This is a genomic window from Paenibacillus sp. MAH-35 (genome assembly GCF_058135425.1).
In genome coordinates, this window is record NZ_JBYUPU010000048.1 from 20,975 (window position 1) to 35,217 (window position 14,243).

The 14,243-nt window shown below is 55.8% G+C and carries 17 protein-coding genes; 10 read left to right on the plus strand and 7 right to left on the minus strand.

All coding sequences use genetic code 11. The features are described 5' to 3' along the window. The first annotated feature begins 838 nt into the window (after positions 1–838). The 7 genes from AC3Y2E_RS30160 (at position 839) to wrbA (ending at position 7,108) form a co-directional block, all read left to right on the plus strand. Positions 839–1,915 carry a sulfate ABC transporter substrate-binding protein gene (locus AC3Y2E_RS30160; RefSeq protein ID WP_379217019.1) on the plus strand — a complete coding sequence of 359 codons (1,077 nt, stop codon included), beginning with the start codon at positions 839–841 and terminating at the stop codon, positions 1,913–1,915. Between the two features lie 235 nt (positions 1,916–2,150). Then, positions 2,151–2,987: a sulfate ABC transporter permease subunit CysT gene (gene cysT, locus AC3Y2E_RS30165; RefSeq protein WP_379217020.1), complete on the plus strand. Its 837-nt coding sequence runs from the start codon at positions 2,151–2,153 to the stop codon at positions 2,985–2,987. A 15-nt stretch (positions 2,988–3,002) separates the two neighbouring features. Continuing rightward, a complete protein-coding gene (gene cysW, locus AC3Y2E_RS30170; RefSeq protein WP_379217021.1) occupies positions 3,003–3,923 on the plus strand; it encodes a sulfate ABC transporter permease subunit CysW in 921 nt (306 codons plus the stop codon). After that, positions 3,923–4,981, plus strand: coding sequence for a sulfate/molybdate ABC transporter ATP-binding protein (locus AC3Y2E_RS30175; RefSeq protein ID WP_379217050.1), 1,059 nt, complete (start codon positions 3,923–3,925; stop codon positions 4,979–4,981). Before cysW ends, AC3Y2E_RS30175 begins: the two co-directional genes overlap by 1 nt. 66 nt (positions 4,982–5,047) lie before the next feature. Further along, positions 5,048–5,251, plus strand: coding sequence for a YezD family protein (locus AC3Y2E_RS30180; protein WP_379217022.1), 204 nt, complete (start codon positions 5,048–5,050; stop codon positions 5,249–5,251). Positions 5,252–5,525: 274 nt separating this feature from the next. Further along, a complete protein-coding gene (locus tag AC3Y2E_RS30185) occupies positions 5,526–6,296 on the plus strand; it encodes an endonuclease/exonuclease/phosphatase family protein (RefSeq protein ID WP_379217023.1) in 771 nt (256 codons plus the stop codon). A gap of 197 nt (positions 6,297–6,493) precedes the next feature. Further along, on the plus strand, positions 6,494–7,108 hold the full coding sequence (wrbA, locus tag AC3Y2E_RS30190; protein WP_379217024.1) for an NAD(P)H:quinone oxidoreductase: 615 nt from the start codon (positions 6,494–6,496) through the stop codon (positions 7,106–7,108). Positions 7,109–7,217: 109 nt separating this feature from the next. Here wrbA and AC3Y2E_RS30195 read toward each other — a convergent pair whose 3' ends face one another. Next, the gene (locus AC3Y2E_RS30195; protein WP_379217025.1) at positions 7,218–8,348 is read right to left on the minus strand and encodes a glycine-rich domain-containing protein; all 1,131 of its coding nucleotides are present in this window, start codon (positions 8,346–8,348) and stop codon (positions 7,218–7,220) included. A gap of 151 nt (positions 8,349–8,499) precedes the next feature. Between AC3Y2E_RS30195 and AC3Y2E_RS30200 the strand changes: the two genes are divergently transcribed. Further along, positions 8,500–8,736: a hypothetical protein gene (locus AC3Y2E_RS30200; RefSeq protein WP_379217026.1), complete on the plus strand. Its 237-nt coding sequence runs from the start codon at positions 8,500–8,502 to the stop codon at positions 8,734–8,736. Positions 8,737–8,903: 167 nt separating this feature from the next. Here the strand turns inward: AC3Y2E_RS30200 and AC3Y2E_RS30205 are convergent, their stop codons facing one another. Together AC3Y2E_RS30205 and AC3Y2E_RS30210 are read right to left on the minus strand one after the other, a co-directional pair. Continuing rightward, positions 8,904–9,128 carry a YuzB family protein gene (locus AC3Y2E_RS30205; protein WP_190928723.1) on the minus strand — a complete coding sequence of 75 codons (225 nt, stop codon included), beginning with the start codon at positions 9,126–9,128 and terminating at the stop codon, positions 8,904–8,906. 98 nt (positions 9,129–9,226) lie between these two features. Beyond that, entirely contained in the window at positions 9,227–9,529 is a 303-nt protein-coding gene (locus AC3Y2E_RS30210; protein ID WP_379217027.1) for a HesB/IscA family protein, read from the minus strand. Positions 9,530–9,670: 141 nt separating this feature from the next. On the opposite strand from AC3Y2E_RS30210, the gene ytvI reads away from it, so the two are divergent. Then, entirely contained in the window at positions 9,671–10,771 is a 1,101-nt protein-coding gene (ytvI, locus tag AC3Y2E_RS30215) for a sporulation integral membrane protein YtvI (protein WP_379217028.1), read from the plus strand. 5 nt (positions 10,772–10,776) lie between these two features. Here ytvI and AC3Y2E_RS30220 read toward each other — a convergent pair whose 3' ends face one another. Further along, positions 10,777–11,013 (minus strand): hypothetical protein, encoded by a 237-nt coding sequence (locus tag AC3Y2E_RS30220; RefSeq protein ID WP_379217029.1) that lies wholly within the window; start codon positions 11,011–11,013, stop codon positions 10,777–10,779. A 72-nt stretch (positions 11,014–11,085) separates the two neighbouring features. On the opposite strand from AC3Y2E_RS30220, the gene AC3Y2E_RS30225 reads away from it, so the two are divergent. Then, the gene (locus tag AC3Y2E_RS30225; RefSeq protein ID WP_379217030.1) at positions 11,086–11,478 is read left to right on the plus strand and encodes a DUF3054 domain-containing protein; all 393 of its coding nucleotides are present in this window, start codon (positions 11,086–11,088) and stop codon (positions 11,476–11,478) included. A gap of 44 nt (positions 11,479–11,522) precedes the next feature. Here AC3Y2E_RS30225 and racE read toward each other — a convergent pair whose 3' ends face one another. The 3 genes from racE to AC3Y2E_RS30240 form a co-directional block, all read right to left on the minus strand. Continuing rightward, entirely contained in the window at positions 11,523–12,329 is an 807-nt protein-coding gene (racE, locus tag AC3Y2E_RS30230) for a glutamate racemase (protein WP_379217031.1), read from the minus strand. 197 nt (positions 12,330–12,526) lie between these two features. Continuing rightward, complete coding sequence (locus AC3Y2E_RS30235; RefSeq protein ID WP_379217032.1) at positions 12,527–13,609, minus strand: polysaccharide deacetylase family protein; 1,083 nt, start codon at positions 13,607–13,609, stop codon at positions 12,527–12,529. Positions 13,610–13,768: 159 nt separating this feature from the next. Next, positions 13,769–14,197, minus strand: a complete 429-nt coding sequence (locus tag AC3Y2E_RS30240; protein WP_379217033.1) for a disulfide oxidoreductase — start codon at positions 14,195–14,197, stop codon at positions 13,769–13,771. Between the last annotated feature and the right edge of the window lie 46 nt (positions 14,198–14,243).

Here is a 14,243-nt window from a genome sequence, read left to right on the forward strand (position 1 = left end):
TTGAGTAATCAGGGGTTGGGTTCGGAGTCTTGGGTTAACTGCTAAGGGGTGACTTGGGAACTTGGATAGTCGAAGCTCTTGATCACAGCCAGTCTGCAAACCCTATGTGTTCCAATAGCAGTCTTTAGGGAGGCTGTCGATTCATTGTGTAGATTCCAGACAAAACTCGCCAGAAGGTAATCTTTTCCCTTTCCACTTGGTTGTCCACATTGAATCGTCAGCCTCTTTAGGAGCTCTTATCTGGGCACAAGATGTTTAAATTGGCGATTTTCTTAAAAATAAGAGCTCCAAGCATTCGCTATTTTGGAGAGCGGTGTCAATTGATGACATTTAAGAGTCTCCAATAGCTCTTATTCCGCGTGTGGTGGTAGGGTTCGGGTTAGTGGCGGCCCATGTCCGATTTATACCGGACCTCTTTTCGAAGCAATTCCACGATGTACGACCGCGCCTTTGCGGTAGAGATTGGTGCAATTGGATGATCGCGGCTTTGCCTGATCATGTCCAATTTATAACCATTCCTGATCGATTCCTTAATCGATCATGATGAACGAAAGTGAGCGCGGCGCATACGCCGAACCGGCCGTTTCGCCATCCGAACAACCCCGAAACCCGGCGCGCCGCATCGACTTTTCTCCATTATAGAAGAATCGTTACCGCGTATTGACAGCTTCTACCTGCGGTGATACGATGCATCCATACATTATTCCAACTATATTTATAGGATTAATTGGTCAACCGGACAGCCGGAGACGGAGCGCCCCTGAGGCGTATCATTCTGCACCTTGCCTTCAACTCGACGCACGCACCAATCAAACTATAAAAAGGGAGTTTGAACCGAATGAAAAAACCGACCCTGCTGTCCGCCATCCTTGCCATCAGTTTATTGGGACTTACCGCATGCGGAGGAGGAAACGCCGCGCCTAGCGGAAATTCATCCGCAGCCGGAGCCGACAAACCGGCCTCTACCGGCGCCAAGCCGCCCGTCGAGCTGCTGAACGTCTCCTACGACCCGACCCGCGAGCTGTATGTGGAGTACAATAAAGCGTTCGCCAAATATTGGGAAGACAAAGCCGGGCAAAAAGTAACGATCAAGCAGTCCCACGGAGGCTCCGGCAGCCAAGGCCGTTCGGTCATCGACGGCATCCAGGCCGACGTCGTCACGCTCGCACTCGCTTACGACATAGACGCCATTCAGGAGAAGGGCCTGATCAACGCCGACTGGCAGAAGCGGCTGAAGGACAACAGCTCGCCGTACACGTCCACCATCGTCTTCCTCGTCCGCAAAGGCAATCCGAAGGGCATCAAAGACTGGAACGACCTGATCACCCCGGGCGTCAGCGTCATCACGCCGAATCCGCTCACCTCCGGAGGCGCCCGCTGGAACTACTTGGCGGCATGGGGATATGCGCTCAAAAACAATAACAACGACGAAAATGCGGCAAAAGATTTCGTAGCGAAGCTGTTCAAAAACGTTCCGGTTCTCGACTCCGGCGCACGCGGATCGACTACGACGTTCGTCGAACGCGGCATCGGCGACGTGCTGCTTGCCTGGGAGAACGAAGCGTTCCTGTCGCTTAAGGAATTCGGCTCCGACAAATTCGAGATCGTCATGCCTTCGCTTAGCATCTTGGCGGAGCCGCCGGTTACGGTCGTCGATAAAGTCGTCGACAAAAAGGGCACCCGCGAGGTCGCGCAAGCTTATCTCGACTATTTGTACTCCGAAGAAGGCCAGGAAATCGCCGCCAAAAACTTTTACCGCCCGCGCCTCGAATCCGTAGCCAAAAAGTACGAAAAGCAATTCCCGAAAATTAACCTTATTACGGTCGACGAAGTTTTCGGAGGGTGGCAAAAAGCCCAGAAAACCCATTTCGCTGACGGCGGCATCTTCAATCAGATCTACAAGCCGGCAAAATAATCCCAAGCGGACCTATACGTGCGAGTTCAAAAAGTCCGGTTTTCAGCACCGAGAAGATGGGATGAAGCTAGGAAATGAGGAGCGGAGCGTAGTGGGAGCTACGTAAGCACCGGAAGTTCCGGTTGAATTCCATATTCGATGTCGAGCAGGCTTTCGGATCGGCTTCGTGATCAAAAGTGGACTTTCGAACAACCTCTATAAAACCGAAATAAGGTGACAGGAGTGACCTGAACCAATGGCCTCGATCAAAAAGAAACGTTCCGTACTGCCCGGCTTCGGCATCTCGATGGGCTTTACGATTTTATACTTGAGTCTGATCGTGCTCTTCCCTCTGTCCGGGATCGTGCTCAAATCGGCCGGACAGAGCTGGAGCAAGTTTTGGGAGACTGTGACCGACCCCAGAGTCGTCGCGTCGATCCAGATCAGCTTCAGCACCGCCTTTTACGCAGCGCTCGTAAACGCAGTGTTCGGCTTGATCGTAGCGTGGGTGCTGGTCCGCTACACGTTCCCGGGCAAACGTCTGATCGATGGGCTCGTGGATCTGCCCTTCGCTCTGCCGACGGCGGTAGCGGGTATCGCTCTGACTTCGATTTATGCGCCCAACGGCTTGCTCGGCAGCTTTTTCATGCAATACGGCATCAAAACCGCCTACTCGCAAATCGGCATCACGATCGCCCTGATTTTCATCGGCCTGCCATTCGTCGTGCGTACCGTTCAGCCGGTGCTGGAGGATCTGGAGAAGGACGTCGAGGAGGCAGCCGCCTCCCTCGGAGCTTCGCGCTGGCGGACCTTTCGCAGCATCATTTTCCCGGCCGTGCTCCCTTCGCTGCTGACCGGCTTCGCGCTGGCGTTCGCCCGTTCGATCGGCGAATACGGATCGGTCGTGTTCATCTCCGGCAATATGCCGATGAAAACCGAGATCGCCCCGCTGCTCGTCCGGACGAAGCTTGAACAGTACGATTATACCGGCGCCACTACGATCGCCCTCGTCATGCTGATCATCTCGTTCGTGCTGCTGCTGCTGATTAACTTGCTGCAATGGCGCGCCAGCAGACGTACGATCAACGTATAGGAGGAGGGAATCACTATGGCCGGAACCGTTGCCGCACGCACCGCTTCGCCTTCACCGGCAAGCCGTACCCGGACGGGAGCCACCAGCGAATCAGCCGCTGTCAAATGGACACTGATCGCTATTGCCCTCCTGTTCATCGTAGTCGTGCTCATTTTGCCGCTCATCACCGTCTTTACCCAAGCGTTCCGCAAAGGCGCCGAAGTATTCATCGCCTCGATCGTCGATCCGGAAGCATTGTCCGCCATCCGGCTGACGCTTGTTACCGCCGCGATCGCCGTACCGCTGAACACCGTGTTCGGGATCGCAGCGGCGTGGGCGATCGCCAAGTTCAGCTTTCGCGGCAAACAATTTCTGATTACATTAATCGACCTGCCGTTCGCCATCTCGCCCGTTATATCCGGCCTGATCTTCGTCCTGCTGTTCGGAGCGCAAGGCTGGTTCGGCCCGTTCTTCATCGATCGCGGCATCCCGATCATCTTCGCCCTGCCGGGCATCGTGCTGGCGACCATCTTCGTCACCTTCCCGTTCGTCGCCCGCGAGCTGATCCCGCTGATGCAGGCGCAAGGCAATCAGGAGGAGGAAGCCGCCGTTTCCTTGGGCGCAAGCGCCTGGACGCTGTTCTGGCGGGTCACGCTTCCGAATGTGAAATGGGGGTTGCTGTACGGCATCATCCTCTGTAACGCACGCGCCATGGGCGAGTTCGGCGCCGTCTCCGTCGTATCCGGGCATATCCGGGGCGAGACGAACACGATTCCGCTCCATGTGGAGATTTTGTACAATGAATACCAGTTCGCCGCCTCCTTCGCCGTCGCCTCGCTGCTCGTCCTGCTTGCGTTAATCACGCTGGTCGTCAAAAGTATCGTCGAGTGGAAGCATCATCAGGCCGCAGCGGCAGGATTGTCCGAGCAGGCGAAGCTTCCGGGAGGGAATGAATGATGTATATCGAAGTGAAGGATCTTGTAAAATCGTTCGGCAGCTACACCGCTTCGGACCGTATCAGCTTCGGGATCGGCAAAGGCAATCTGATCGGCCTGCTCGGACCGAGCGGCGGCGGCAAGACGACGATCCTGCGCATGCTGGCGGGTCTGGAGACGCCGGATTCGGGTGATATTTTCATCGACGGCAAACGGGTCAACGACGTCCCTCCCCAGCAGCGGGGCATCGGCTTCGTCTTTCAAAACTACGCCCTGTTCCGGCACATGACCGTGTACGACAATATCGCCTTCGGCCTGACCGTGCAAAAAAAGCCGAAAGCCCATATCCGGCAGCGGGTATCCGAGCTGATCGAGCTGACCGGCCTGAAAGGGCTGGAGAACCGGTATCCGAACCAGCTGTCCGGCGGCCAGCGCCAGCGTGTCGCTTTTGCCCGCGCCCTGGCGCCCGAGCCTCACCTGCTGCTGCTCGACGAACCGTTCGCCGCCATCGACGCCAAGGTGCGCAAGGAGCTGCGGTCCTGGCTGAGATCGACGATCGAGCGGATCGGGATTACGACGATATTCGTCACTCACGATCAGGAGGAAGCGGTCGAAGTGGCCGACGAAATTATGATCGTAGGCGGAGGACGTCTGGAGCAGAAAGGATCGCCGCTTGAAATTTACAAAAACCCGCTGACACCGTTTGTCGCCGGCTTTATCGGGGAATCGAGCCAACTGGACGATCCGTCCCGGCTGAAAGGGTTCGCGGGCGAGCTTCCCGGCGCCAAAGCGATCATCCGCCCGGAGTTCGTCGAGGTCGGGACGCCCGGCGAGCTCTCGACGCCTTTGGCCGCGGAGACCGGAGTCGTGCGGGGCGTCTACTTCCGGGGCAGCAGTTGGCAGGTCGAGGTAAACCTGGGCGGCCAGTCGGTATTCGCTTACCGCTCTCTGGAGAAAGCCCCGCTTAAGACGGGGGACGAGGTACTGGTACTCATTCATAGACTGTACTTGTTTAACGACCGGCAGTCCCGGATCGTCGAGAACGCGATGAAGACCGATCCGATGCCGATTAATATTTAAGAACGAGACGACAGAAACAACTGTTTGGCCCGCTGTGCAAAAATACAAATGTTGGAGGGAATCGCGATGAGCAATCCGGTTCAATTGGACGACGTATGGACAGAACGCATACTCGGCAGCTTAGAAGGAATGGAATACGGAAGCGTGCAAATTATTGTGCACGACGGAAAGATCGTGCAGATTGAACGGACCGAACGCAAAAGGTTCGATGCTTTCGCGCAACCTCAAACCCGCGCGCGTCCCGAGACGCTAAAAAAGCGGAGCCAGTAAAGGAGCAAGCCGTTGTTCCCTGGAACGGCTGCGAAGTTAGTCTTTCTGAAACGGAGCAAAAGCTGCTACCCGGGGCTACATTCCGATGTAAAACAGCATCGAAGGACGCCGCATGCTTCCGATCCGCCTTGCCGCATAGTTGCGAGAGGGTGGACGGAAGCTTTTTTTGACGGAAGCGGATCGCTCCCATTGCGTGCTTGCCCTGCAGAAATCCCATACTTTACAATAACGATATAACGAGGAATCCCAAAAGGAAGAAAGGCAGGCGAGCGGAGTGAAGCTGAAAGTTGTTTCCTATAACATTTGTCACGGGCTGGGCATCGACGGACGGCAGGATCTGGAACGCACGACAGATGTTCTCCGGAATAGCGGAGCGGATGTAATCGGATTGCAGGAGGTTGACAAATACTATGGGGAGAGGAGCGGCTGGCAGGATCAGACCGCCTTGTTGGCGCGTTCTCTCGGGATGCACGCCGCATATGGCCCCAACCTCGATATGGACCCGCAGCCCGGCAGCGGAGGACACCGCCGGCAATATGGCATCGCAATCTTAAGCCGTTATCCGATCGTATCGAGCCGCAACCACGTGCTGCCCCGGATCGACACGCCCGGCGGCTGGAACGAACCGCGCGGCTTGCTGGAAGCCCATCTTCAGGTGGGAAGCGAGACGGTGCGCGTGCTGAACACGCATCTGGGGCTGTCCAAGCAAGAACGGACCGCTCAGGCGTTGCGGCTCGTCGAGGTGTATTTGGCGGACGGTCCGGAACGCTGCATCGTAACCGGGGATTTTAACGCGCTGCCGAACAGCCCGGAGCTCGCTCCCCTGCTTGCCGTCCTGCGCGATACGTATGCGTCCGTTCACGGCGGCCGCCACGATCCGACGTTTCTGTCCGCCGCGGGCGGCGCTCCGGTTGCCGTAAAGTGCATCGACTACATTTGGTGCTCTCCGGATCTCGTGCCTGTCGATGCTGCTGTGACCGCTTCGCTGGCATCCGACCACCTGCCGCTGGCGGCTTCCGTCATTATAGGCGGACCGGCTCATTAGTCCGGATGCCGCGTCCAAACCATGCTGCACGATCTGGAGACTTTACCGTTTCATGCATAAGAAGTTGGGGTAATGTACATATTGATTGTGGCGCCCTTTCATTCGGACGGCCGTGTTTTGGATTGACAACAAAGATGATATTAACCATACTTTAGTAAGTAACTTATTAATGTTAAAAAACAAAGGAGGATGAAATCGTGAGTAATGTGAAATTGGCTATCGTCTATTACAGCTCCACAGGAACGAACTACAAGCTGGCTCAAGCGGCGGCGGAAGGAGCCAAGGAGATCGGAGCCGAGGTAAAACTCGTCCGTGTGCCGGAGACGGCTCCCGAGCAGGCGATCGCCTCCAACCCGGCGTGGAAGGCGCACGCGGAAGCGACCAAGGATGTGCCGGAAGTGACGCATGCGGACATCGAATGGGCGGACGCGATCATATTCAGCACGCCGACGCGTTTTGGCAACATGGCTTCGCAAATGAAGCAGTTTTTCGATACGACAGGCGGCTTATGGTTCCAAGGCAAGCTTGTCAACAAAGTCGTCTCCGCGATGACCAGCGCCAGCAACCCGCACGGCGGCCAGGAAGCGACCATTCTGTCGCTGTATACGACGATGTACCACTGGGGGGCGATCGTCGCCGCTCCGGGCTATACCGATCCGATCACGTTCCAGGCCGGGGGCAACCCGTACGGAACTAGCGCCACAGCGGTGGACAGCGGCGAGATTCCGGACGCCGTCCTGCAGGCCGCGAGACATCAAGCCAAGCGTACGGTAACGGTAGCCGGCTGGGTAAAAGCAGGTTTATCGAGCTAAGCGGATCGCTCCTACTAACACGAAACCCCGCCTTCCTCCGGTCAGCCGGAAAAGGCGGGGTTTGTTTTTGGGGCTCTGGATCGAGTACCGGGCACCGCTGGAGCGGCCGTCAGTCTCCCCCGCCGCCGCACCCCGAAGAGCACGAGGACGAGCTGCACGACGAGGAGCCTCCGGAACTTCCGGAATCTCCGGACGAGCCGCCGTCGGAGCCGCCATCGGAACCGCTGCCGGAATCATCGGAGTCCCGGGAGTCGGAACGGTCGTCGCCGAACGTCCCGGAACAGGATGACGAGCCGCACGAAGCCTGGTTTTTCTTCTCCTCCTCCGGCAGCACTTCCTCCATCTGCTCGTTATAACCCATCGGGTCGATAACCGAGAACATCACCATCGACGTTGCAAGCATCGTATAGTCGGCCGTATTTGAATGGTTCGCTCCGGACGTATGTTTGGGATCGCGCATTACAGGTTTGCCGTCCGGTTCGTTCCCATCTGCCATTTTTGCGTTGCCGATCTGTTCCTTCAATCTGCCGATCAGCAATCCGACCGTTTTCTCCGCCTCCGGACTTGCGTCCATCGAGGCGCGATTGAAACGGGACGAGGCAAGCTTGTCCGGCGATTGCCGCTCCACTTCCTCCAGCAGCTGCGCATCCAGCGGATAACGGAAAAATCCGCGCCAGATTTGCCCGCTGTATTCCGTCGGCACGAACAGCTGGCTGTACACCCAATCGAACCATGCCCGCTCTCCGGGCATCGGCGCCGCTTCTCCGTGCGGCGCATGGTGAACGGTCCGTCCGTACCAGCTGTTGCAGAACGTCTCGTATTCGCGGGTAAACATCAGCATCTCATGCCAAATATCGTCTACTTCGCGGCTAAACATCGGCACTCCGGGCAGAACCGCATTCATCAGCAAATACCGTTTCAACTCGAGAACTTTCCAGTCGTACTCCGCCTCGGTCATACGCGGATATTTATCGAGCACCCGCCGCTTGAGCTGCGGTACGAACATCGTCTGAAACGCCGACTCCAGCTCACGCGCCATAGACGTCAGCGGAATGTCCGAGGCTAGACCGAGATGAACTGGCAAGACGCCTGTCCGATACTCTTTGCGGTTCGGCGGCGCGCTTTTGCGGACCGGTCCCCCTCGTCTACCTGCGGCCCGGGACTTGTTCTTGCCGGTAAGCCGGGTTATCAGAAACAACACGATCACGATGATCAGAGCCGCTATAAAAATCAGTTCCATATGATCTCTCCCTCCAGGCTGCTCACTTCTTTTTACTTTTAATATACCATGAAGCGGGACAGGCTGTATCGTAGTGCGCCTGCTTTTTGTTATGATAGAAGGAGCAGCCGATTGTCCGGGCAACCGCCAACCTCGAAAAGGAGAGAACATCATGCGTTCCAACAAACTGCTCTTGCTTGTCATCGTCGAGCTAATCATCGCGATCGCCTTTGCCGTAACGTCTATACTCGTATTCCTATACCAGAAGGACGACCTGTGGATGCAGACGGTACTGGTGCTGGGGGGGATCGCTGGCGTCTGGAACGGCTACTATCTGATCAAGCATCGCCAAAGCCGGTTTACCCGCAGAAGAGGACCGGCCAAGCCAAGTCCGAAGCCGAAGCGTTAAGGCTGCGCCGGACCATGCTTGAGTGATCGTTCAAATTCATTTCGAATGATCCGCTCCCGCCTAACGGCATGCCAAAAAGCACCCCCTGGGAATCACAACGGAGAAACGCTAACGTTTGTCCGATGATTGCCGGGAGGTGCTTCGTAAGGCGCATAGTTGCCAGACGATCACGCCTTTATATATTTGAGCGCCTTCTCGATCGCTTCGTCTTCGGTCGGTGCCGTGACATAGCGGCCGTTAATGAAAATAAACGCCGCCCGTGAGCAAGGACCGCAATACGACTTGCAGCCCACTTTGATATCCGTATCCGGAGCAAGCTTCTGCAGCTTGGACAGCGTCGTCTTCATCTTCATATGTTTGCACTTGTCGCAAACGCGGATGTCATTGGCCATGATCCGTACCTCTTCCCGCTGTGCTTACGCACTCTGATCCAAAGCCAGAGCAGCATGCTTGCTCTGGAGTCAAACCTGGTTTAAAGTCCGGCATGTGATCAATGATCGCCGTGGTTGCCCTTGTTAGGATTCGTGATGACAAACCCTTCGTTCGGCAAGTACAAATAGTCGATTCTGACGCCATCGAGCATCTGCTCGCTTTTCTCCAGCACGACATCGATGCCCTTATCCGTGGCGACAATGATGTCTTCATCTGTAGGCTCGTCCAGTCCAAGAGCGTAGTGGACATGGTTGCCATGCGTAAAGTCGACCTTAACCCGCACCTTTAGCCCCTTGTTTTCTTCCAGATCCAGTTCCTTCAAAAGCACCTTCGCCGCGCTTCTTGTTATTTTGACGTTCATTGATCCCACTCCTTTGCGTGACGTGACGTGTTCCACCTTCAAAATGATACCACGTTTTCCCGGCATCGTCTAACTTTTGTGGACTTCCATTTCGCAAACCGATAAAATGATGAAAAGCCCATCCCATTTCGAGGTGAACCCATGCTTTCGTTTTATCGGAAATATTACAAGACCGCATTCGACATCGGTCTGATGGTGTTGACCATCTATTTGTTCATGCTCGCCTTCAGCTACTTGTACCGGATCGCGACGCCGATCTTTTTGGCCTTCGCCATCTTCGTCGTTATCGAGCCGTTTGCGCGGTTTTTGAACCGCAGAGGACTGAAGAAGTCGATCGCCACCTCGATATCTACGCTTGTGTTCGTCGTCGTCATCCTTGGCGTCGTTATTGGAGCCGGAGCTATCTTCACCACCCAAATCTATCAGCTCATTCAAAAGATACCGGTATACGCCACCATTCTCCAGCAGGAGATCGTCAACAATATGGGCTTCTGGCAGTCGAAGCTGGAAACGATTCCCGACGACTGGCTGCAGCAGGCGAAGGAATATTCGACCGTCATTACCGAAAAAGGGGCGAAGCTCGCAACCGCGTTTCTCGGAGGACTGTTTAATCTGTTGACTTCGTTCTCGTCGTTTTTGTTCAATTTCGCGATCGGGATCATCCTCGCCTACTTTTTAAGCATCGAGATCGAGACGTGGAAGCGGTTCGCGACGGACAAAACTCCGCGCACATTCAAGACAGCGTTTTTCTTTCTCAAGGAAAACGTATTAAAAGGGATCGTCACCTATATTAAGTCGCAGATGCTGCTGATCTCGCTGACCTTCGTCATCATCTTTATTGCGCTGCTTGTGCTCGGCGTCAAAAACGCTTTCTCGATCGCGCTGCTGTCCGCCATCTTCGACGTTCTGCCGCTGCTGGGGGTTTCGACCGTATTTATCCCTTGGATCATCTATTTATTTGTAATCGGCAATGCAAAGCTGGCTGTCATTCTCTCGATACTGCTTGCTATCGTGGTCGGAACGCGACAAATTCTGGAACCAAAAATAACCGGCGACTCTCTCGGGGTATCGGCCTTTACGATGCTGTCGTTTATGATCGTCTCGCTGTCCCTGTTCGGCGTAGCCGGCGTTATTTTATCGCCGATCCTGATCATTCTCGTCAAAGCGCTGTACGACCAAGGTTATTTGCGCAGATGGATTCGGCTCCCGGAGGAGGAATACGACAAAAAGGTGCAAACGTGAGGCCGTCAGCGGATTCCGAACTTCCGCTCGGCCCGGCCGGCGAAATAGTTCATCGCAATCATCGTAACCGCGATATCGTCCAGCGGAAGAAACGGCATCGCATCCGGAAGCACCCAATACAGCAGCACCGGAACGCCGAACAGCAGCTTCTCTCCGGCGGGCACGTCCTTCGAGACGAGCAGCCGGTAGACGCGTCTGGCTACCGTGCTCCAATGTTTGTAAGACAACAGCTTGCGGATCATGCCGATTCCTCCCTTCCGCTAGTGGCTAGTATAACGCGCTTAGGTGTGACGAAATAAGGAGAATGAAACGAAATGCCTGTAATCGCGCTTGTCGCCGGAGATTTGCTTGTCCTGTTCATCTTCGTCCTGCTGGGCAGGGAAGATCACGATATGTCCTTCTCGCTGTCCGCTTCGCTGGAGACAGCGGTACCCTTCGTGATCGGCTGGATCGCCGCGCTTGCCATCGCCCGGACGTACCGGCTCAGCTCGATCGCTTCCGCACGCAAAGCATTCGGTTGGGCGCTGCTTACCTGCCTGATCGCCGTTCCGATCGGGCTTGCCCTCCGGTCCGTCTGGCTCGGACGTCTGCCCGGCGGATCGTTCGCCATCGTAGCGTTCCCATTGGTTGCCGGTTTTATGACCGTATGGAGAGTGATCTGCGTCTGGCTCTTCTCCTTGTTTTTACCCAATCGGCGGTTCAAGTAACAGACAGCCGCGATCCCCTCCTTCACCGGAGGGGATTTTTTCGCTTACAGACGGGTCAGTTGCCATACAACCGGCGATATTTTCATTTCCTCGCCAAGCCATTCCTGAGCGATCGCCTGGAACAGGCCGGGATTGCCGCTGCAAAAGAAACGGTGTACCGGCAGATCGCCGTTCTCGGCCAGCTGACCTCTGTGATACAAAATCGCGCTGATCTCGCGGGCCGTCTCGTCGGCCGAGCTGATAAGCGATACATCCGGACCGACCACATCCGATATCGCCTCCGACAAATACGGGTAATGCGTACAGCCTAAAATCAAACAATCCATGTCGCTTCGCCGCATAGGCCGGAGCGATTGCTCCACCACCAGCTTCGCCTCCTCGGAACGGAACATCCGGTTCTCCACGAGAGGTACGAGCCTGGGACATGCCAGACTGACGACCCGGATCGACGGATTGATCGACTGGAGAGCTTGCTGATAAGCTCCGCTGCGAATCGTATTTTCCGTTCCGATCACACCGATCGTTCCGTTTCTCGTCGATTTGATAGCCGCGCGTGCACCCGGATAAATTACACCGACGACAGGGATCGATACCATCGAGCGGATATTGTGCAGCGCGATGGCGGTTGCCGTATTACATGCGATAACAATCATTTTCGGACCGAACTGAAGCAGATAATCTACGATTTGCCGGGTGAACTCGAGCACTTCTTCCGAATCTCTGGGGCCGTACGGCGCTCTCGCCGTATCGCCGAAGTATAGTATGTTTTCCATCGGAAGCTGCCGCATGACTTCTTTTGCGACCGTCAGCCCTCCGACCCCGGAATCCAATATCGCGATCGCTTGTTGCACTAGGTTCGCTTCCTTTACTTCGATGTGTAAGGCTTACATGTTACAATATGAGCTCCCCTTCCAAAACGTACCACTCCCGCTGCCCATGAAAGAGCCTGCTTTGCTCGCATCTAGCCGATCCGGCCCGGCCCCCGCTTCAAAAGGAAAGGCCCAAGGCTTTCGCCCCGGACCTCGCGCCCTGCGTTTCAATCGGCTGCCTATTTCTGCAGCTCATCCAACGTTCCGAATTTGTAGCCGTCTTTTTTGATTTCCTTTAAGATCCGGTCCATCGCTTCGATATTTTCTTTGGAAGCCTGGTGCATCAAAATAATGTTGCCGTCATGAACGTTGCCGGTGACGTCGTTGAACGCATCCTCCGCCCCGTTCTTGCGCGGTTCCCAGTCTTTCATCGCCGTCGACCAGAAGTAGGACGTATACCCCAGATCGGACATTAGCGTCAGCAGGTGCATACTGTATTTGCCGTAAGGGAAGCGGAAAAACTTCACCGGCTCCTGACCGGTGATGTCCTTGTACAGCTTCTCGTAATCGGCCACTTCCTTTTTGACCTGCTCATCGGTCAGCGTTGTAAAATCCTTATGCGTAATCGAATGATTCCCGACCGTGTGGCCTTCCTCAAGCAGCAGCTTGATATAATCCGGATTGTTCTTCAAGTTGTAGCCGGTGACGAAAAACGTCGCTTTGACCTCATTGTCCTTCAAGCTTTTGAGCAGCGTCTCGTAATCGAGCAGCTCTCCCCCGACGTCAATCGTCAAATACACCGTATTTTCTTTGCCGATCCATACGGCTTTCTGCTCCGGCTTCAGCTGCTTCGTTTCCGCCGGAAATCCCGGGACCTCACCCTTTTTCTTTTTCATGTAATACCAGGACACCGCTTTTTTGTCCGCAGCGGTCGGCTTGGCCGGTTCCTTGGGCGGCTCGGATTTGGGAGGCTCCGCCTTCGGCTGCTCCGCTTGGGGCTGTTCCGGTTTCGGCTGTTCGGCCGCCGGTTGGCCGGTCTTCGGCGGTTCCGGCTTGGAGACTGCTTTCGGCTCTTCGGCCGTCTTATCGCCTGGCGTAACCGGAGGCGCAGCGTTCCCTCCATTGGACGGAGCGGCCGGCGTCTCGCCTTTCTTCCCCGGGTCGGACGCGACAGACGTTTTGCCGCCTTCCTGCTGGCTCTGGGACGGCTGTCCCGGGTCGGGAGAAGCCCCCTGCGGCCCGTTCCCCGCCGAATCGGAGCAGCCGGACAGCAGCGTCCCGGCTACGAGAGCCGCGGTTAAGATCGAGCTGATTGTACGCATTCAGGTTCCCTCCTCGCTCTGCCTAACGTATTCGACAAGCAATCTCCGGTTTCCTTGTCAGACGGTCTGAAATCTCCTGCCCGAAATCAAATCCCCGAAACGTATCCGCACTCGGCTTCGCCGCCGGTTCGGCGTCACGGGGACTCGGGTAAAGCAGTCTTAAGCGCGGCGGGCGCGGTCGATGCGCCACATGGCGATCTGGATGGCGGAGATGAGCACAAACCCGGTCAGGGCGAGGAACGGGATCGTCACAAAGCCGAACCAGTTAATATACTCCGCATCGCAAGGAACGATGCCGCACGAGAAGGAATTCGACTTGATCCAGTCCGTCTTCTCCATCAGGTAATGGTACAGCGAGATGCACGCGCCGAGCAGGGTCATCGGCAGCACATACATGTACACCTGCTGTTTGCGGGCCGCCGCTATTCCCAATAGGATAACTTGCGGGTACATCAGAATGCGCTGATACCAGCACAGCTTGCAGGGCATGTACCCTTTCACCTCGGAGAAGTACAAACTGCCGAGCATCGCCACGAGAGCGATCGCCCAAGACAGGTGGAGGCCGTTTTCGGCCCAAAATTTGCGCATGCTGCAAGAACTCCTTTTTGTCGGTTCCGGCGCTTTTGCCAGTTGG

Coding starts and splice junctions, on each gene's coding strand:
- ytvI (WP_379217028.1), top strand. CDS start 9,671: ATGCTTTCGTTTTATCGGAAATATTACAAGACCGCATTCGACATCGGT.
- cysW (WP_379217021.1), top strand. CDS start 3,003: ATGGCCGGAACCGTTGCCGCACGCACCGCTTCGCCTTCACCGGCAAGC.
- AC3Y2E_RS30195 (WP_379217025.1), bottom strand. CDS start 8,348: ATGGAACTGATTTTTATAGCGGCTCTGATCATCGTGATCGTGTTGTTT.
- AC3Y2E_RS30235 (WP_379217032.1), bottom strand. CDS start 13,609: ATGCGTACAATCAGCTCGATCTTAACCGCGGCTCTCGTAGCCGGGACG.
- AC3Y2E_RS30220 (WP_379217029.1), bottom strand. CDS start 11,013: ATGATCCGCAAGCTGTTGTCTTACAAACATTGGAGCACGGTAGCCAGA.
- AC3Y2E_RS30225 (WP_379217030.1), top strand. CDS start 11,086: ATGCCTGTAATCGCGCTTGTCGCCGGAGATTTGCTTGTCCTGTTCATC.
- cysT (WP_379217020.1), top strand. CDS start 2,151: ATGGCCTCGATCAAAAAGAAACGTTCCGTACTGCCCGGCTTCGGCATC.
- AC3Y2E_RS30180 (WP_379217022.1), top strand. CDS start 5,048: ATGAGCAATCCGGTTCAATTGGACGACGTATGGACAGAACGCATACTC.
- AC3Y2E_RS30205 (WP_190928723.1), bottom strand. CDS start 9,128: ATGGCCAATGACATCCGCGTTTGCGACAAGTGCAAACATATGAAGATG.
- AC3Y2E_RS30160 (WP_379217019.1), top strand. CDS start 839: ATGAAAAAACCGACCCTGCTGTCCGCCATCCTTGCCATCAGTTTATTG.
- AC3Y2E_RS30200 (WP_379217026.1), top strand. CDS start 8,500: ATGCGTTCCAACAAACTGCTCTTGCTTGTCATCGTCGAGCTAATCATC.
- AC3Y2E_RS30210 (WP_379217027.1), bottom strand. CDS start 9,529: ATGAACGTCAAAATAACAAGAAGCGCGGCGAAGGTGCTTTTGAAGGAA.
- AC3Y2E_RS30240 (WP_379217033.1), bottom strand. CDS start 14,197: ATGCGCAAATTTTGGGCCGAAAACGGCCTCCACCTGTCTTGGGCGATC.
- AC3Y2E_RS30175 (WP_379217050.1), top strand. CDS start 3,923: ATGTATATCGAAGTGAAGGATCTTGTAAAATCGTTCGGCAGCTACACC.